Raw genomic sequence first — 16,348 nt, 5'->3', positions numbered from 1 at the left:
TAGACACGCACACAGCGGACGTGGCACGAGCTTCAGTCGCCCGCGAACCACAAGTAACTTCCTGGGGTGGCCGCGCACTCTTCCAGCATCGTTGCGAGGTCGTCCAGTGCGGCGAGCTGACGTTCATCGCCGCATCTCTGCCTTAGGCCGTGGATCTCCTGGAGGGCGGCTGCGGCCTCTTGCTCGTTCATCAACGTGTCCCCGTACGGATCGACGGCAGTGAGCCTCCCCGGTACTCCAAGGAGCTGGAGCGAGCCGAGCGCATCGGCTAGCGCGTCGCCGTGCCCGTAGGAGCTCCGCAGGAGTGTCACGCGGGACTTGCGCCAGTTGTTGTGAGCCGGCCGTGATGAGTGCAGCTCCAGATCGATCCCCATGCCTCATGATGCACACGCTGTGCCGCCGGACAGCTGCCCGTGACCTGCGGCCACACGTGGTCAAGGCTCCCCGTTCGCCGGTGTCTTCTTGCCCTGGGTCTTGTCGGGGATCTTGGCGACCTGGGTTTTCCCTGCTCAGGAGCGGTGGGTTCGTGCGCCTGGTGGTCGTCGTTGGTCGTCATTGGCTGCTGTTGAGCGACCTCGGACGGCCCAGAGACGGCCCAGATACCTGGGCTGGGTAGACCGCAATGCGTACCGGGCCGGCTGCTGAAAGTCCCTTGCTCTGCCATGGAGCGGCTGGAGAACCTAGCCGCATGGAAGAAGATAGTTCAGATCAGGATCAATCTCGATTGCTCGCCGAAGCTCTCGGGCGGGTCGTACAGGGCGCCGCTGCCCTCGAAACCCAGTTGAGGACGCTGGCTGCGGCTCTGATCGGTTCGAAGTACGCCGCAATCGTTGTCGCTGGTCAGTCGACCTCCAACCTGCTGGAAATGATCGACGCGATTAGCAGAGTGCATGATCAGGTTTCACCCGAGAAGCGCGACGAGCTGCGGCAGCTGCTGTCTAGGGTCAGGGCAGCAAGTAAGCAGCGGAACGACTTGGCCCACGGCATGTGGTCGGTTGGAGCGGACGGAGCCGTCACGGCTCACAACAGTAGATACAGACAGTTTGTTTGGACTGAATCCCCCGTAAGTCGTCCCGCCCTGACTGAACTCTCGAAGGAGCTCGGAGATTGCACAGTTGATCTTCTAGCGTGGACCTTCGACACCCTCCCTGACGCGATACAGCACGAGGCTCAGCTCAGATGGGAGACTTATGTGAAGTCCCTTTCGCCCGAGGAGGTTGCAGCCCTCGCCTATCGGCGAGCCAAGGGATCTGAGTAGCTCCTTCGTCACGAACTCTCGGTGGGGGTCATTGAGGTTTGGTGGGCTGGTCAGTCGGCCACTGACGGGCGTTGGCGATCACTTGTGGTCGCCGTGGTTGCTGTACTTCGCTGCTGCACCGCGACTCCGTCGTGCCTTTGGCTCCCCGGAAGTAGATTGACATGGCCTGCTTCTGCCGGCGGCGGCTTTCTCACATGCCGGCTCGTTGTGGGGAGACCAGCCCGTTCGAGCCGGGCCGGGTGGGGAAGCGACACCCGTTTTGGGAGATCGCTCTAGCAGTGATCGAGGGTGCGCGGTCTGGCTGATCCGAGTCCAATCGATGCTATCGCGATGTTCCTCCTTGCGTCTTCACCCTTTCTACGAGCGCAGTGAATCCCACATACGGTGAATCGCGCTCTGATTCCGCTTCGCTGTACTCTTCGGCCAGCAACACACTTCCAAACAACCCTGCTCCAACCCGGAGTGGCAGTACACCCTGCTCAAGACGAAACAGGGGATCTAGTTCTGCACGGACAGCATCGCAGACGAAGTTCGCGGCTTTGGTCAATTCGAAGGAGAGCTCATACAGGACGTCGGTGTTGAACTGGAATTCCCGGAGTGATTCATCGTATTCCTTCTGGCTCATATCTCTATGCTTGTGAGCTCTATGCATCTCATAGATTTCTTCTCGTCCGTCCAATCGATCCATCACCCTGCGAATGTGCCTAACGGTGTCCACTAGGACCAGAGAGTAATTCGCGAAAGATCTCCGAATCCTCGGATATTCCTCCGGCAACTTTCTTCCTGTGAGCCATTCGGACTCGATCGCTAGGGCGTCGATATCTGCGCCGGCGAGCCTCGGTATCGGCGAATTCAGTTTACTGGTGAAGCTATCCCACTGGTCCAGGTTGGCCTTTGCTACCCAAACCTCGATGACGGCTGAAACTCTGAGTTCTATCTCCTCGCGGCGCCGTTGAGAATCGGTTTTTCCAGCGCGCTGCTCAGCTTCGTGAACACCCTCATTCGGCGTAGCGCGTCGACAGAAAACCCCACTCCTTCAGCCTTATCGATAAGTCGATGGTGTGTGGGGCAGAGGAGAATGAGATTCTCGTAGCTGTCGACTCGCGCTTGGGGGTAATCGCTGTCATACCTTGGCCCGCCTGGTGCGCCGGAAATAATGTGTGCCTCTTCGCCCAGCGGGACACCCGCAGCGGACAGGGTCTTGGATTCTTCGTCTTTGAGGTCCACGGTTAACTCTTGGAGGCAGTCAGAGAACGCGCAGATTCCGCCCGAGCGCGCCCAAAGAACCTTTCGGGAGGAGCTATTGATAGGCATAGTCCATCCAATTTATGCTTGATTTTCCCCTTCGGGGGTTCTGTCGATAATGCCATGTGGCGACGGACCGTATGAGGTGTTCCGGTAAACAGCATCGCCTCTAGGCCCCCAACAGAGCAGGGCTGACCGTTCCACTAGGACTGGTCCGCAGGCTTCACGCCCTGGTCTCGAGCGGGGCAGAGGGTGAGCACCGCTTTAGGAGAGAGGCTGGGCCGTACGACAGGTGACCTGCGGCTTCGCTGGTCTGGCCATCCGGCACGGATGCGCCCACTGTTCACCCTCGTTGACCGCTGCTGACCCCTGCTTCTGGCACCGTTGTGGCACGAACACCAGCCAACGGAAGTCCGCCACGACGGTGGGTGCGCCGACGGACCAGGTCCGCATGCTGACGGTGCCTGAGCCCGCGTGCTGCAACGACCACTGGCTAGGAACGGAGGGAAAGCTCTGCAGCCTTTCCCTGAATGGAGCGCCTCTTCGTTTCCCTGCAACTACCTTCTGTAGCTTTGATTGGCGAGATAATCAGTAGCCGCATCCCAGAAGTGTGTTATTACTTCCTCTACCCTTCCGAAGAGTTTGAGGGTGTCGGTAACTGACTTATTTCCTGCGACCGTTGAAGCTCTTTCCTCCCCGTGGGCCACTTTGTTTCTTGCGTCAGCGAGGTCTCGCAAAGCTAGGGCGTGCAATGGAGAAGGGATAGAGGATCCCGGAAATCCGAACACTTCCCATATCGTCTCTAGGTGATCCAGTCGAATGGTGCGCCCGTCGAGTGGGAGGTATTCGATGGACATTTGGCAAGGGGAGGAGTCATAGAGATTCGAAAACACCTCCTGCCGGCGTTTCCACATCTTCAACCCTCGAACTTGCTGCAGGGACTCGAGGCGATTAGACTCAATCATCGCGAACAAACTCACACGCAAATCGCTATGAGGGATTGATGCCGCGTTTATTTCATCGATGACTGCCGTCAAAGCGGCGTTGATGCACTTCTCGACTGCTGCAGCAACATAAACGTACGAGGCGGCGTGAATATTGCTCCGCACATCCTTTAAGCGCGCCTGGCGAAAGTTCGCGTCACAGTAGTAAAGGTTCTGCCTGACTTCATTGAGGGAATCCCCAAACGCCACGACAGCTGCGTCTACACCGGCGAAACTTCTGGTAGCACCCACGTCACCCCTCCGGCGTGAGCAGTTCCTTAGCCCGAGCGATGCGATCCCTGAGCTTGGGGCGCGTATTAGTGGCGCCAGTGCTAGCGGCAACTAGCTGCTTGTCGTCCAGCCAGCCAGAGGGAGGCGTACCGATTTCCCCGTGCTCTTGTAGAAGCTCGGCGCATGCGACCATAACGGCTTCAAGCTCGTTTTGGGGGGTGACGTGTGTGTTTGACCGGAGAAGCGGTCCCTGAGTTATATTCAGGATCTCCTCCACGACTTCAGTGAAGAGCTCTCGCCCTTCATTGACGTCGAAGGAGTAGCGATTGGCTTCCATGTAGGCGTTAAGGAAGTCGTGCACTGCACCCGTGAAATCGGATCGCTTATTAAGGTAGGCGAAGAACTTCAGAACCAGTTCTTCGCGAGTAGCGTTCTCCTCGTTTTTTCTTTGCAGTTTGACGAGAATTTTAAAGTCTTCTGTGTCGGCAAGCTCACGAATTAGCTTATTGAACGGTCCCTCGTAAATACAGGCCCTAACTTCTTGCTTGGACAGCTCGACCGAACCTCGATTGAGGCGCTCGAAAGTGTCGAAGCGAATCTGCGGGTCGCTCTTATCCGAGAGGGCCGTTACGCCCAGGCCGCGTTTGGTGAATGCGAACTTTATTGAGGGGGGCAAGTCTTCGTAAGTCAAGCCGTTGAATTGATCGAGTTTCTTGAGTTCACGCAGTACGAGCGGTGTCTTCTTCTTGATCTCTGCTAGCTGCGTGTCTGAGTCGGAAGCAAAGTGAATTAGAGTGGAGATTCGCTGCAGTCCGTCGACTACTTCCCAAGATCCATCATCGTTTGTAGCGAAGAATAGATTAGGTACCGGAAGGCCAAGGAGGATCGACTCAATCAGTCGGGACTCGGCTTCCTCATCCCACCGAAACTTTCGCTGATACTCTGGCGCTCGCTTCAGTTCGCTACGTTCGGCCATGCTCAGCAACTCGCGTACGGTAATGGTGTAGTTGTCGACATCGATCTTCCTGCGCTGTGCTTCGAGTTGCGCCTGCATCGCCTTCGGATCACTCATGACTGCAGGTTAGGGCCTGTACACATGCCGTGTCACACGGTTGGTGAGCATGGACATCGAAACTAAGGGCTGTCCCGCTATTCGCTCGCGCCAGGGCGGCGGACGGGCGGCTGACTGGGCATACCGGGGCGCCACGAATCCGCTTGGGCCCGCCCATGGGCGACGCGTAGCCTCTTGGCCATGTGCTACCACGCGTTCAACGGCGCCTTCCGGCACTACGTGTGCGTCGCGTGCCGGCTCTCCTTCAAGGGCAGCACGTGGCCGATCCGGAAGCGCATCTGTCCTGGCTGTCGTCAGGAGCTCGTCTTCGCAGGCTACGACTTCGCCGCGCCCCGGCGACGCGACGCGAAGGCATGGTCCGTCGTTGCTACCGTGCTCGCGGAGGGGCTGACCTACGACCACCGCCCCGGCTGCGGCTGCTCGCGGCTCCCTTCGTTCCGCCCCCGGACCCAATCACAGGTGCGTGTCCGCCGACGCGCGGCCGAGCGGCTGGGTCTGCCTCTGTCGGTGACCCTCGCCCGCCGCGACGCTTTCACCCCGGAGAGCCGCGACGAACTCCCACCCTCCCCGTCGGCCACCGAGCCCGACACGACCTGAGCGTCGCGCCGGGTGGTGTCAGACGGGGAAGATCAAGGTGCAGCACCACGCGTGAGGGTCCCGGGGTAGCGATGCGATGATCTTGACGTGACAAGTGTGATCACGGCATCGGAGCAGTCCTGGATAGCCCCGTTCACCGGGCTGAGCCCTCGCGCGTTCGGCAAGCTGATCACGATGCTGCGGCGCGAAGGTGCCGATGCGGTCCGCCCAGGACGCCCCTGGTCACTGTCACTTGAGGACCGCACCCTCCTCGTCGCAGCCTACTGGCGCACGAACCTGACGCTACGGCAGCTCGCGCCCCTCTTCGGAATCTCGAAGTCGGCGGCCGACCGCGTCGTCGACTACCTCGGACCCCTGCTCGCACTCAAGCAGAGACAGCGGTTCCGGAAGGACACCGTGCTCATCGTGGACGGCACGCTGGTCCCCACCCGCGACCACAGCATCGCCGAGAAGTCGAAGAACTATCGATACTCCACCAACCACCAGGTCGTCATCGACGCCGACACCCGACTGGTCGTCGCCGTCGGGCGCCCGGTCCCCGGCAACCGCAACGACTGCAAGGCCTGGGTCGAGTCCGGTGCAAAGGCCACCATCGGCCGGACTACGACGATCGCCGACGGCGGTTACCCGGGCACTGGCCTGGTCATCCCGCACCGCCGGCCAGCCGACGGCGAGCTTTGCCAGTGGAAGCAGGAGCACAACCGTTCCCACAAACAGGTCCGCGCCCGAGTCGAGCACGTCTTCGCCCGGATGAAGACCTGGAAGATCCTCCGCGACTGCCGACTCAAGGGCGACGGCCTCCACCACGCCATGCTCGGCATTGCCCGCCTGCACAACCTGAGCCAGGCCGCGTAGCCGAGCGATCACCCCAGCCCGCGGTTCGCCCCAGCATGCCAGTGATCAATTACGGGACAGCCCTTAGCCTGCGCTTTTCACTTGCTACGGTGTCCGGATCTTGAGCGGAAACGCGAAAGTGCCTTCTGAGCTGGGACGATGAGGCTTGTCTAAGGTCTCCGTCGTTCCAGCAGGAAGGCACTTTCTGCGTGCACACTACCGCCTCGCGCCCCAAGCTCGTCGTCTCGTCCGACGGGCGCGGGGTGATCAACCACGCTGGGTCCCGCCTGCTGGCCGATCTCGCCGATGCCACCGGCCTGACCGCATCGTTCTCCGACGCGCTGCGCCGGCTGCGGCCACGCGGCACCGGGCACGCCCCTGGAAGAATCGCGGTGGATCTGGCGGTGATGCTCGCCGACGGCGGCGAGGCCATCACTGACCTGGCTCTACTGCGCGATCAGGCCGAGGTGTTCGGTCCGGTGGCCTCCACTCCGACCGCCTGGCGGCTGCTGGCCGGCATCGATCCTGCCGCCCTCGCGGCACTGCGGGCGGCCCGCGCCGCCGCCCGCGAAGTCACCTGGATGCAGGCCGCCGACACCGGCCCTGGGATACCCGCGGCCCACGCGGGCGGACGCGACCTGCCCGGCCTGGTGCTGGACATCGACGCCACCCTGGTCACCTGCCACTCCGAGAAGGAGCAGGCGGCTGCCACCTATAAACGCGGCTTCGGCTACCACCCGCTGCTGTGCTTCCTGGACAACACCGGCGAAGCCCTGGCCGGTCTGCTGCGGCCGGGCAACGCCGGGGCCAACACCGCCGCCGATCACATCGCCGTACTGGAGCAGGCCCTGGCCCAGATCCCCGACGCCCACCGCCATGGCACCGACCTGCTCATCCGGACCGACAGCGCCGGAAGCGCCAAGGCATTCCTGACCCACATACGCGCCCTGCGCTCGCGCGGCATCCACACGTTCTTCTCAGTCGGGTATCCCGTCACCGAACCGGTCCGCCGCGCGATCCGCGCCCTGCCCGGGCACGTCTGGCATCCCGCGCTGGAGCAGGACGGCTCCCTGCGCACCGGCGCGGAGGTCGCCGAGCTGACCGACCTTGTGGACCTGGACGGCTACCCCGAGGGCACGCGGATCATCGTGCGGCGTGAGCGCCCGCATCCCGGCGCCCAACTCTCCCTGTTCGACCTCGACGAGGGAATGCGCCACCAGGTCTTCCTCACCGACACCCCTTATGGGGAAGGCTCATTGCAGCATCTGGAAGTACGCCACCGGGCGCACGCCCGCGTCGAGGACCGCATCCGCTGCGGCAAGACCACCGGCTTCGGCCGCTTCCCCTCCCGCCATTTCGCGATCAACCAAGCGTGGCTGGAGTTGTCCCTGACCGCTCTCGACCTGCTCGCCTGGATGCGCACTCTGCTGCTGGAAGGCGAACTGGCCACCGCCGAGCCGAAGAAGCTCCGCTACCGGCTGCTGCACGCAGCCGCCCGCATCACCCGCGGCGGTCGCCGCCTGCACCTGCGGATCTCCGCAACCTGGCCCTGGCGAAACGAGCTGACCAACGCATTCGCCCGCCTCACAGCCCTGCCACGGCCGGCCACCTGAACCGCAGCACCGCCCCTGACCACCCACGACCCGAGGAACCCTGGAGAAACCGACCCGCGCGTCGGGTCCCGGCCATGCCCACCCAGCCACGAGCAACCGGAACCACCGCTTCACCGCGATCCGACCAGCTCAGCCACCCGAAGCGAAACAGGGAGGTTAGAAGGTGTTGTCTTTTCGATCTTGAGGGATGCGCGTCGAACGGGAGTCCCGATCGGGTGGTCGTGGGGCGCTGGGCGCATACGGACAGGGCCTCCTGAACAGCTCGTTGGTGTCGAATCACCGAGCAGCAGGAGGCCCTGGTGCAGCAGTCTTGCGTGCCGATGGCCGGGCAGTCCAGCGCGGTCACCTGGGAGTGTGACTGCCTGGCTCACCGGTTCGGAAACGCCGCCGACAACCCGATGCGTGAGCGGCGGTATCCGACGGACATGACGGACGCGGAGTGGGCGCGGGTCCTGCCGCTGCTGCCGGTGCCGGGCTGGATGCGCGGCCGGGGCGGCCGGCCGGAGGCGTATTGCCACCGGGCCATGCTCGATGCGATCCGGTATCTCGTGGACAACGGGATCAAGTGGCGGGCGATGCCCGGCGACTTCCCGCCGTGGGACCGCATCTACGCATTCTTCCGCCGCTGGCGCGACCATGGCCTGGTCAAGGAGTTCCACGACCGGTTGCGCGCGAGGGTCCGCGAGGAACTGGGACGGGACGCGCAGCCGACGGCCGGGGTGATCGACTCGCAGTCCGTCAAGGCGGACGCCGTCGTCGGCGCGGACAGCCGCGGCTTTGACGGCGGCAAGCTCATCAACGGCCGCAAGCGGCACGTCGTGGTCGACACCCTCGGCCTGCTGCTGGGCGTGATGGTCACCGCCGCGGATGTCGGCGACCGCACCGCTGCCCAGGTCCTGCTTGAGCAGGTCGCCGACGCCCACCACCGGCTTGAACTGGTCTGGGCCGACGGCGGCTACATCGGCAGCCTCGTCGAGCACTGCCTGGCCACGTTCGCCCTGGTCCTGGCGATCGTCAAACGCAGCGACGACATGCGCGGCTTCGTGGTGCTGCCCAAGCGGTGGATCGTCGAGCGCCTCTTCGCCCACCTGATGCGCAGCCGCCGCCTGGTGCGCGACTTCGAGCGGCGCACCACCAGCGCGGAGGCGATGGTCTACTGGTCGATGACCATGCTCATGACCCGTCGCCTGGCCCGTTCACGCCTGCCGCGAGGGTGAACCGGCCCGGCTGCTGCTCGGCCAGCCAGCCGCGGGCCACCAGGCGTTTCGCTTTCGACCGCAGTGCCTCCACCCTCGCCGGCACCACGTCCATGCCGAACACGGCGGCCATCTCCTGGCAGGTCAGCGGCCCTTGATGGAGCCGGGCCCGGTCCGCGAGCGCCGCGAGGATGCGCTGGTAGTCGACCGACAGCACCGACCAGGCCAGCCCCTGGCGCCACACCGGCACCTGCGACTTCGGCTTCGCCGCATCCCCAGGCGCCGACTGCACCTGCGCATCCTGCGGATCCGCGGTGACCTCGGCCTCGGCGGTGGCACCGTCGTCCGAAGCCAGCACCGTATCGACCCGCCTGCGAGCGATCGCCCACTCCCGCCATTCCAGCTCAGCCTCGGCCAGCTCAGCCTGGATGCGGTCGGCCTCCTCCCGCAGCCCGTCGACTCGACGCCGAGCGGCGAGCTCGTGCTGTTCCAGCAGTCCAACAACCGACGGCATCCGCGACCTCCCCGGGAACGACGACCCGACAGGCCACCACTCCCACGGAACCACCACACCTATCCCCGACCAGCGCAAACGCGTCGATCACGTCCGGAAAGACAACAGCTTCTTAGGTGCACCGCCGGTGGGCGGCCTGCGGGGGCGGTTGCTATGGCCTTGCAGGTATCGCGTCGCGCTGCTGCGGTCACAAGGTCGGTGGAGCGGCTTTGGGGTGGCGCTGCTTTGGCGCGAGTGATCATGGCCCCGTAAGCTTCCGGCGCGTCGGGCAGGTAGTGGACCTGCCCGGTAAAGCACGACGTTGGGGCCATGATCTTCGAGGCTCGCGCCAAAGTGGCTCCGTAAAGCCGTGGAGTCGACCGCCCCAGCCACGACGTACTCCTTCTCTGGCCTCAGGCGGCTGATTGCTGTGTGCGCGGTACGGGCGCCGGCCGGGTTGGAGCGGGGCGGAGACAGGAGCGCAGGCCCGGCCGGGGGCCGGGCCGCGCGCGGTGAGCGGAGCGAGCCGCCTTGAACCCGTGAAGAAGGTTGTAACTCAGTCGCTCGCGTGGGGCGTGTGAGGCCTGAAATCGTCCGTGCAGGATGGGAGTTCGACACCTTGGCGGTGGGCGAGCGGCAAGAAGAGCACTGGTCGGATCGTCCACGTCACGCGTGTGCTGGCCTGGGCGATGGTCACCGTGCAGGGCTCTGCGCGCAGGAGCGCCCGCCTCGTGTGGATGCGGCCCTCGTACAACCAGCTCCATGCCTCGTCCGAGGCGTCCGGGTCGAGCGCCGGTGAGATCGTGCGGAGCGCTACCGCGACCCACCTGTCTGCCTGTGGTGCCGAGTAGGCGTCGAAGGATGCCAGCAGTGCCGGCTGTTGGTGCGTGGTGAGGTCTTGTTTCCAGCACTCGCACCAGTACCCGCGGCGGGGTTTGCCCACGTGGTCTCCGAGGCGCGCGTCGTCTGGTGGGGAACTCATGAGCACGGTGCCGACTCCTGGAGTTCAGCCGGGATGCGGAGTTCGGCGGTGACGGTGCGGCCGGAGTCGTCGCCTTGGACCAGGACGTGATCCGCGAGGGCCGTGACCATGCCGAGTCCCCGGCCGTGGGTGGCGTTGGGGGATGGGTGCTGGACCGCGGGACTGGTTTTGGCGTCTCCGGAGTCGGTCACTGCGATGGTCACGGTCAGTTCGGAGACCGTGAGCGTGACGTGGAAGGCGCCGGCCGCCTTGCCGCTGGCGGTGTGCGTGAGGGCGTTGGTGCCGAGTTCGGTGACGATCAGCGCGGCGTCTTCCAAGTGGGGGTGGCCGTTCAGCGCGGCGCGGGTCCAGCTGCGTGCGGCGCGGAGTTGTTGGGGCTCCCCGGGGAAGGTGCGTCGGTGGGTGGGCATGGCGTCCTCCATGGCGGGTGACCTGCTGTTTTCTGTGTCAGCCGAGCCGACTGGCTGACACAGACCGTGCTGAGCCGTACAATTAGTACTAGCACCGTACCGAATGTGCGCGTACCTGGAGTGCGGGTTCGTACTTTTCGTGCGAGCGGCCCGGCGCATAGCGTTCGGCCTGCGGTCTGGTGCTGACCTGGATGCCGACGAGAGAGGACTTCGCATGTTCGGTCTGTTTGTGCGCTTCACCTGCAAGGACGAAGAGGCGGCGGCTGCGTTCGACGGCCTTGTGGTGCGGACTGGTGAGCAGATCCGGGCGAACGAGCCCGGGACGGTGATCTACGCCGTGCACCGCGTTGACGGCCGTCCTCTGGAGCGCGTGTTCTACGAGCTCTACCGGGATGAGGACGCGTTCGAAGAGCACGAGTCGAAGGACTACGTGCGGGCATTCCTCTCCGAGCGGGACCGGTACCTCTCGGCCACAGAGGTTGATCGCCTGGACTTCGTGTCCGGCAAGGGTGTGGACGTTGAGCACTGAGTATCAGAAGGCGCTCGGTCGCAAGATCGCCTTCCATCGCAAGCGTCGGGGCCTGTCGCAGAAGGAGTTCGCTGGCCTGCTGGGGCGCTCGGAAGCCTGGGTGTCCCAGGTGGAGCGCGGTGTACGCCGCATTGACCGGATGACCGTTCTGGAGAAGGTCGCCGACGTCCTCGAGGTTCCGGTGGCCGAGCTGGCGGCCGAGGCCCCCATCGTGGCGTCGGTCGCCGAAGGGGAACCGCCCGGTGCGAGTCGGCTGCGGCTGGTGCTGAGTGCGGCGCACTCACTCAAGGCGGTCCTTGCCCAGCAGAACGCTTCCCCTGATGTTCCGGCGCTCCGCGCTGAGGTGGAGCGTGCCTGGTCGCTCACGCATCAGGGCAGCTACGCCGACCTGGCCGAGTTGCTCGAAGGGCTCGTTCCCCGGCTGGAGTCGGCCACCCGCTCGGTTGCCGAGGCGGAGCGTCCGGAACTGTTCCGTCTGCTGGCGGTCATGTATCACACGTGCAGTGGCGCGCTCGCGAACATGGGGGAGCCCGAAGCGGCCTGGATCGCCGTCGACCGTGCCGTGGTCGCGGCCGAGCGGGCCGATGATCCGCTCCTGATGGCGGCCGGCGAGTTCCGGTTGTCGCTCGTCTTCCTCGGCGCCCGTCACTTCGAGCAGGCGGCCCAAGTGTCCGGGAGTGCCGCTGACGCCCTGCGGCCTATGGCGGAGTCCGGACAGATCGAAGCGGTGGCGCTGCGTGGTGCGCTGACCCTGCAACGGGCGGTTGCTGCCGCTCGGTTGAATCTGGCCGATGAGGCGTACGGGTATCTCCGTGACGCTCGTGAGATGGCCGAACAGGTCGGCGACGGGCGCAACGACTACAACACCGAGTTCGGGCCTACCAATGTCAGCTTGCACGAGGTGGCCGTCGCGGTGGACCTGGGGGATGCCGGTGTCGCACTGCGGGCCGCACAGGCCGTCGACGAGTCGGGGCTGTCCGCGGAACGGCAAACGCGCTTTCAGATCGATGTCGCCAGGGCCTATGCCCAGCGCCGACAGGTCGCGGACGCGGTCTCGGCGCTGCTCAGGGCGCGTGAGCTGTCGCCCGAGATGGTGCGGGCCCTGCCCATGGTGAAGCAGCTCGCGGCGGACCTGCTGACCATGGCCCAGCCGCCCTCTGAGGAGCTTCGCACCCTGGCGGCGGAGCTGGGCGTACACGAAGTACGGACTGGTACCTGAAGTACTAGACAGTACTTGGAGTACGGGTTACTGTGGTTGGTGTCGGCAAGCTCCTTCGCGTCCAGCGGAGTTGGCGTGCGGGCAGGCGAACGGGCCGGAGCAGGAAGGCAGACCTGCACCGGTGCGTAAGCGGAAGGGCCACAGAAACAGATGTGGCCTGAGCGGGAGGCAGCCCACTCAGGCCGGGTGCGTCTTTGGCATCAACGCTCCTGGAGCGTATCGCGCCCAGTCGGTATGAGGTCAACCTCCCGTTGCGTAGTCATTCGTCACTAAACGCGGCCGTACGCGTGTGCGGCGCAACGCAAGGGAGAACATTTCTGTGCGTGTCATCCGTGTGGAGACTTCGGCGGCCACCATCCTGCTGACCGAAGCACCGGAACCCAAGGTTCGGGACCGCCAGACCGGAGAGATCGCCAAGGACGCCACCAGCGGCGAGGCACTCATGACGATCGGCGCCGTCTACATCGAGGACGGCGAGTCTTCGCTGATCAAGGTCACTGTCCCGGAAAGCGGCATCTCTGAGGGCCTGACGCTCGGCGCTCCGGTCTCGCTGCCGGGGCTGGTGGCCCGACCGTGGGAGACCGTGTTCAACGGCCAGCAGCGGCACGGCATCGCCTTTCGCGCTGCCGCCGTCACACCGGCCACCTTCGCGGCTCGGGCCGAGGCCTCGGCCTGATGTCGGACTGGTTGACGCTGCTGGAGGTGGGTGGCCCCCTCGCCGGACTCGGTGGCGGGGCCGCCTACACCCGGGCTCGTCACCCGGGCGTCTACTGGTCCACGATCGGCCTGCCGATATCTACGGCCCGGCTCCTCGGCTCGTACGGCTCCGTCATGGAGGCGTGCGGCCTGACCGTCCAGCCCTCCCGGCTGCGTGCTCTGGCGGTCAAGGCGACGACTCGCCGTGAGGTCCGGCCGGTGCCTCCTCGCCGGGGAGTCATCCGGCCCACCTCGACGGGCCTGCGGCTTCGGTTACGGCTGGCCCCGGGGCAGGAGCCGGCAGATGTCGTCGCTTCGGCGGAACGGCTGCGGCATGCCTGGGGCGTGCACGCCGTGTACGTCAGTGACGTGAAGCCGGGTGTGGTGGAACTGCGGCTCGTCGGCTTCGACGTGCTGCGCAACGTCCGGATGCCCAGGAAGGCGGAATGCGGACTCCTCAAGGTGCCGGTGGCGCTGAGGGAGGACGCGACGGCCTTCGTACGGGACTACCGGACCATCCCGCATCAACTCACCCTCGGCGCAACCTTGTCGGGGAAGTCCATGTACCAGCGGCACCTGGTCACCGGGCTGGCACAGCAGCCGGTCGCGCTGGTCGGGATCGACTGCAAGCGGGGCGTGGAGCTGGCGCCCTTCGCAACGCGGCTCTCTGCGCTGGCCACCGATCCCGAGCAGGCGGCCGAGCTGCTGCCGGTCCTCGTGAAGGAGATGGAAGACCGGTACGACCTGATCAAGGCCCGGCAGGGCATCGCGCCCGGCACCCCGGACGAGGAGATCACCTCCGACATCTGGGGCCTGCCCGAGAAGCAACGCCCAGTGCCCATCGTGCTGTTCGTCGACGAAGTGGCCGAACTGTTCCTCGTCGCCACGCGCAAGGACGAGGAACGGCGGGACGAGATGGTCACCCAGCTCATCCGCCTCGCCCAGCTCGGCCGCGCCGCCGGCATCTACCTGGAAGTCTGCGGACAGCGCTTCGGCGCGGAACTCGGCAAGGGTGCGACCATGCTCCGGGCCCAGCTCACCGGCCGCGTCTGCCACCGCGTCAACGACGAGGCCTCCGCCAAGATGGCGCTCGGCGACATCGCACCTGAAGCGGTCTATGCCGCCTGCGCCATCGCCCCCGAACGTCCCGGACTCGCCGTGGCCGGTGACACCTCCGGCGGCTGGTCCCGCATCCGAACCCCCTACCTCTCCCTCGGCGACGCTGCTGAGGTCTGCCGGGAATCGGCGCACCTGGTGCCGGACCTGCCCGCGCTCGAACCCTTCCGGCCCGCGGTGCCGCCCCGTCCGGCTGACGTGCCGGTATCGCTGCTCAACCCAGTTCCGCTCACCGAGTAGGCAGCTGGCCGCTCACCACCGCTTCAACGGCTGGCACGTCCGTCTCGTGTCAAGTCCCTACCCCCCCGTGCCCAAAACCTGAGGGAGCCACCTTGTCTCGCCCGTCCATTTCCGAAGTCTCGGCGCTGATCGCCGACCTGGCCGACCACCGCAAATTCGGTGTCGGCGACTACCGCGAACTCATGAGCCGTAAGGCGGACCTGCTGGAACGGATCGCCGCCGACCAGCCCGACGACACGGAAACGGCCGAGGTCGCAGCCGCTGCACGTGCGCGGGCCGATGAACTCAAGTCCACCGACTGACCGCACTGGAGGGAATCGAACCGTGCGCGCCCACCTGGCCCGCGTCGACGCGGTACTCGTTCAGGCGGTCATCGCCGCCGCGCTGTCCTTCGCTCACCTGCACGACCTGGCCTCGGCCGCGGGACAGCACGGGTGGAAGGCGTGGGCGTACCCGGTCTCCGTGGACCTGCTGCTGGTGGCGGCCTGGCGACGGCTGCGCTCCGGCGGCGCCAAACCGGGCGGGTGGTGCTGGTTCCTCGTCGCGCTGACCGCCTCGCTCGGTGCCAACGTCGCCACCGCCGGCCTGCTCGACCTGGGCGCCGTACCCGCCTGGCTCCGCATCCTCGTCGCCGGATGGCCCGCCGTGGCCTTCCTCGGCGGCACTCTCCTCGCCCACACCGCACACGACGCTACCGGCGAACCCACGCCCGTCATCCCCGAGCCGACCGACTCCGAGCACGAACCTCGACCGGCCTTCGCTCCTTCCCCAGTGCCGGTCCCGGCCGCCCTCGTCGACCACGCCCGGAAAGTTGCCACCGAACACCGCGCACGGACCGGAGCAGCCATCGACACCCCGACCCTCCGCGCGCGGCTCGGCGTTCCGGCGCAGCTGGCCGAAGCCATCGCCGCACAGCTCTGAAAGGAGCGCACATGCCCGACAACCGCCGCTTCCGCCACGTCGTCCGCATCGGTCCCGTCCAGGTCGGCACGTACTACGACGGCCGAGGCCGCGAGAAGCACACCGCCGCCTGCACGGCTCCGCGCTGCGGCTTCTCCACGGACTACGACAGCCGCGCCGCCGCCGAGCTGGCTGCGCGCACCCATCGCTGCGCCGTGCGCTGAGGAGACCCCTGTGACCGTCTCGCTCCCGCTCGTCTTCGTCCTGGGCGTCGTCGCCTGGGCTGCGATCAAGTTCCTCGGCATCCGCCTCTGGGTCGCCGTGATGATCGCTCTGTTCGGCTTCTGGCTCTCCCACACCTTCCTCGCCCCGGCCATCGAGTCCGGCACCCGTTCGGGAGTCGGCGTGGTCAACGGCACCCACAAGTGACAACGAAGTCCGCCGTGTTCCGTCCCAAGCTGCCCGATATCCCGACGCTGCCGACATCCCCCGTCATCGCGCATCCGGCGCAGGCTCCGGTGCCTTCCGCAGGTCGGTCGCTCGCTCCCTACGCGGGCGCGGTCGCCAGCGTGGTCGTCGTCGGCGTCGTACTCACCGCGCTCCTGGCGGCCGTCGCCGTGTCGGCCGTGGCCGTCGTCCTGCGCTCTCTCCTCAGCGGCGCGAAGAAGCGCTGACCGGCCACCGGGGCGGTAGCAAGCCGCCAAGCATCCCGCCGCCCCGGGGCCGTTCCCCCA

22 protein-coding genes are annotated in these 16,348 nt (G+C 65.7%); 14 read left to right on the top strand and 8 right to left on the bottom strand.

Annotation, left to right across the window (positions count from 1 at the left end; translation table 11 throughout):
• Nucleotides 1–32: 32 nt before the first annotated feature.
• Nucleotides 33–374 (bottom strand): hypothetical protein, encoded by a 342-nt coding sequence (locus AC5WS8_RS35990; RefSeq protein WP_496107703.1) that lies wholly within the window; start codon nucleotides 372–374, stop codon nucleotides 33–35.
• A gap of 314 nt (nucleotides 375–688) precedes the next feature.
• Here AC5WS8_RS35990 and AC5WS8_RS35985 point away from each other — a divergent pair, with 314 nt between their 5' ends.
• Nucleotides 689–1,258 (top strand): hypothetical protein, encoded by a 570-nt coding sequence (locus tag AC5WS8_RS35985; protein ID WP_496107702.1) that lies wholly within the window; start codon nucleotides 689–691, stop codon nucleotides 1,256–1,258.
• A gap of 322 nt (nucleotides 1,259–1,580) precedes the next feature.
• Here the strand turns inward: AC5WS8_RS35985 and AC5WS8_RS35980 are convergent, their stop codons facing one another.
• The 4 genes from AC5WS8_RS35980 to AC5WS8_RS35965 all read right to left on the bottom strand — a co-directional run bounded on the left by AC5WS8_RS35980 (nucleotide 1,581) and on the right by AC5WS8_RS35965 (nucleotide 4,789).
• Nucleotides 1,581–1,883 carry a hypothetical protein gene (locus AC5WS8_RS35980; protein ID WP_496107701.1) on the bottom strand — a complete coding sequence of 101 codons (303 nt, stop codon included), beginning with the start codon at nucleotides 1,881–1,883 and terminating at the stop codon, nucleotides 1,581–1,583.
• A gap of 308 nt (nucleotides 1,884–2,191) precedes the next feature.
• Nucleotides 2,192–2,485 (bottom strand): HNH endonuclease, encoded by a 294-nt coding sequence (locus AC5WS8_RS35975; RefSeq protein WP_496107700.1) that lies wholly within the window; start codon nucleotides 2,483–2,485, stop codon nucleotides 2,192–2,194.
• A 575-nt stretch (nucleotides 2,486–3,060) separates the two neighbouring features.
• Complete coding sequence (locus AC5WS8_RS35970; protein ID WP_496107699.1) at nucleotides 3,061–3,738, bottom strand: MAE_28990/MAE_18760 family HEPN-like nuclease; 678 nt, start codon at nucleotides 3,736–3,738, stop codon at nucleotides 3,061–3,063.
• 1 nt (nucleotide 3,739) lies between these two features.
• A complete protein-coding gene (locus AC5WS8_RS35965; RefSeq protein WP_496107698.1) occupies nucleotides 3,740–4,789 on the bottom strand; it encodes a DUF262 domain-containing protein in 1,050 nt (349 codons plus the stop codon).
• Between the two features lie 180 nt (nucleotides 4,790–4,969).
• Here AC5WS8_RS35965 and AC5WS8_RS35960 point away from each other — a divergent pair, with 180 nt between their 5' ends.
• The 4 genes from AC5WS8_RS35960 (at nucleotide 4,970) to AC5WS8_RS35945 (ending at nucleotide 9,050) form a co-directional block, all read left to right on the top strand.
• Nucleotides 4,970–5,386 carry a hypothetical protein gene (locus AC5WS8_RS35960; protein ID WP_496107697.1) on the top strand — a complete coding sequence of 139 codons (417 nt, stop codon included), beginning with the start codon at nucleotides 4,970–4,972 and terminating at the stop codon, nucleotides 5,384–5,386.
• Between the two features lie 87 nt (nucleotides 5,387–5,473).
• Nucleotides 5,474–6,241, top strand: a complete 768-nt coding sequence (locus AC5WS8_RS35955; RefSeq protein WP_496107696.1) for a transposase — start codon at nucleotides 5,474–5,476, stop codon at nucleotides 6,239–6,241.
• A gap of 188 nt (nucleotides 6,242–6,429) precedes the next feature.
• Complete coding sequence (locus AC5WS8_RS35950) at nucleotides 6,430–7,833, top strand: IS1380 family transposase (protein ID WP_496107695.1); 1,404 nt, start codon at nucleotides 6,430–6,432, stop codon at nucleotides 7,831–7,833.
• A 299-nt stretch (nucleotides 7,834–8,132) separates the two neighbouring features.
• On the top strand, nucleotides 8,133–9,050 hold the full coding sequence (locus AC5WS8_RS35945; protein WP_496107694.1) for an IS5 family transposase: 918 nt from the start codon (nucleotides 8,133–8,135) through the stop codon (nucleotides 9,048–9,050).
• Here the strand turns inward: AC5WS8_RS35945 and AC5WS8_RS35940 are convergent.
• The 3 genes from AC5WS8_RS35940 to AC5WS8_RS35930 form a co-directional block, all read right to left on the bottom strand.
• On the bottom strand, nucleotides 9,007–9,543 hold the full coding sequence (locus AC5WS8_RS35940; RefSeq protein WP_496107693.1) for a hypothetical protein: 537 nt from the start codon (nucleotides 9,541–9,543) through the stop codon (nucleotides 9,007–9,009). The genes AC5WS8_RS35945 and AC5WS8_RS35940 overlap by 44 nt on opposite strands.
• A gap of 535 nt (nucleotides 9,544–10,078) precedes the next feature.
• Nucleotides 10,079–10,504 (bottom strand): hypothetical protein, encoded by a 426-nt coding sequence (locus tag AC5WS8_RS35935; protein WP_496107692.1) that lies wholly within the window; start codon nucleotides 10,502–10,504, stop codon nucleotides 10,079–10,081.
• On the bottom strand, nucleotides 10,501–10,914 hold the full coding sequence (locus tag AC5WS8_RS35930) for an ATP-binding protein (protein WP_496107691.1): 414 nt from the start codon (nucleotides 10,912–10,914) through the stop codon (nucleotides 10,501–10,503). The genes AC5WS8_RS35935 and AC5WS8_RS35930 overlap by 4 nt, the downstream gene beginning before the upstream one ends.
• A gap of 214 nt (nucleotides 10,915–11,128) precedes the next feature.
• Here AC5WS8_RS35930 and AC5WS8_RS35925 point away from each other — a divergent pair, with 214 nt between their 5' ends.
• The 9 genes from AC5WS8_RS35925 to AC5WS8_RS35885 all read left to right on the top strand — a co-directional run bounded on the left by AC5WS8_RS35925 (nucleotide 11,129) and on the right by AC5WS8_RS35885 (nucleotide 16,288).
• Entirely contained in the window at nucleotides 11,129–11,443 is a 315-nt protein-coding gene (locus tag AC5WS8_RS35925) for a putative quinol monooxygenase (RefSeq protein ID WP_496107690.1), read from the top strand.
• Nucleotides 11,424–12,662 carry a helix-turn-helix domain-containing protein gene (locus AC5WS8_RS35920; protein ID WP_496107689.1) on the top strand — a complete coding sequence of 413 codons (1,239 nt, stop codon included), beginning with the start codon at nucleotides 11,424–11,426 and terminating at the stop codon, nucleotides 12,660–12,662. Before AC5WS8_RS35925 ends, AC5WS8_RS35920 begins: the two co-directional genes overlap by 20 nt.
• A gap of 319 nt (nucleotides 12,663–12,981) precedes the next feature.
• Nucleotides 12,982–13,338 carry an SCO3933 family regulatory protein gene (locus AC5WS8_RS35915; RefSeq protein ID WP_496107704.1) on the top strand — a complete coding sequence of 119 codons (357 nt, stop codon included), beginning with the start codon at nucleotides 12,982–12,984 and terminating at the stop codon, nucleotides 13,336–13,338.
• The gene (locus AC5WS8_RS35910; protein WP_496107688.1) at nucleotides 13,338–14,714 is read left to right on the top strand and encodes an FtsK/SpoIIIE domain-containing protein; all 1,377 of its coding nucleotides are present in this window, start codon (nucleotides 13,338–13,340) and stop codon (nucleotides 14,712–14,714) included. The genes AC5WS8_RS35915 and AC5WS8_RS35910 overlap by 1 nt, the downstream gene beginning before the upstream one ends.
• A 92-nt stretch (nucleotides 14,715–14,806) precedes the next feature.
• Nucleotides 14,807–15,016, top strand: a complete 210-nt coding sequence (locus AC5WS8_RS35905; protein ID WP_496107687.1) for a hypothetical protein — start codon at nucleotides 14,807–14,809, stop codon at nucleotides 15,014–15,016.
• 22 nt (nucleotides 15,017–15,038) lie between these two features.
• The gene (locus AC5WS8_RS35900; RefSeq protein WP_496107686.1) at nucleotides 15,039–15,635 is read left to right on the top strand and encodes a DUF2637 domain-containing protein; all 597 of its coding nucleotides are present in this window, start codon (nucleotides 15,039–15,041) and stop codon (nucleotides 15,633–15,635) included.
• Between the two features lie 11 nt (nucleotides 15,636–15,646).
• Entirely contained in the window at nucleotides 15,647–15,838 is a 192-nt protein-coding gene (locus tag AC5WS8_RS35895; RefSeq protein ID WP_496107685.1) for a mobile element transfer protein, read from the top strand.
• 10 nt (nucleotides 15,839–15,848) lie between these two features.
• On the top strand, nucleotides 15,849–16,043 hold the full coding sequence (locus tag AC5WS8_RS35890) for a hypothetical protein (RefSeq protein WP_496107684.1): 195 nt from the start codon (nucleotides 15,849–15,851) through the stop codon (nucleotides 16,041–16,043).
• Between the two features lie 14 nt (nucleotides 16,044–16,057).
• On the top strand, nucleotides 16,058–16,288 hold the full coding sequence (locus AC5WS8_RS35885; protein WP_496107683.1) for a SpdD protein: 231 nt from the start codon (nucleotides 16,058–16,060) through the stop codon (nucleotides 16,286–16,288).
• The last annotated feature ends 60 nt before the right edge of the window (nucleotides 16,289–16,348 follow it).

The sequence above is a fragment of the Streptomyces sp. PTL18 genome (genome assembly GCF_059510295.1).
This window is presented reverse-complemented; position numbering and strand designations above follow the sequence as displayed.

Coding starts and splice junctions, on each gene's coding strand:
- AC5WS8_RS35925 (WP_496107690.1), top strand. CDS start 11,129: ATGTTCGGTCTGTTTGTGCGCTTCACCTGCAAGGACGAAGAGGCGGCG.
- AC5WS8_RS35940 (WP_496107693.1), bottom strand. CDS start 9,543: ATGCCGTCGGTTGTTGGACTGCTGGAACAGCACGAGCTCGCCGCTCGG.
- AC5WS8_RS35930 (WP_496107691.1), bottom strand. CDS start 10,914: ATGCCCACCCACCGACGCACCTTCCCCGGGGAGCCCCAACAACTCCGC.
- AC5WS8_RS35935 (WP_496107692.1), bottom strand. CDS start 10,504: ATGAGTTCCCCACCAGACGACGCGCGCCTCGGAGACCACGTGGGCAAA.
- AC5WS8_RS35910 (WP_496107688.1), top strand. CDS start 13,338: ATGTCGGACTGGTTGACGCTGCTGGAGGTGGGTGGCCCCCTCGCCGGA.
- AC5WS8_RS35960 (WP_496107697.1), top strand. CDS start 4,970: ATGTGCTACCACGCGTTCAACGGCGCCTTCCGGCACTACGTGTGCGTC.
- AC5WS8_RS35895 (WP_496107685.1), top strand. CDS start 15,647: ATGCCCGACAACCGCCGCTTCCGCCACGTCGTCCGCATCGGTCCCGTC.
- AC5WS8_RS35965 (WP_496107698.1), bottom strand. CDS start 4,789: ATGAGTGATCCGAAGGCGATGCAGGCGCAACTCGAAGCACAGCGCAGG.
- AC5WS8_RS35985 (WP_496107702.1), top strand. CDS start 689: ATGGAAGAAGATAGTTCAGATCAGGATCAATCTCGATTGCTCGCCGAA.
- AC5WS8_RS35990 (WP_496107703.1), bottom strand. CDS start 374: ATGGGGATCGATCTGGAGCTGCACTCATCACGGCCGGCTCACAACAAC.
- AC5WS8_RS35980 (WP_496107701.1), bottom strand. CDS start 1,883: ATGAGCCAGAAGGAATACGATGAATCACTCCGGGAATTCCAGTTCAAC.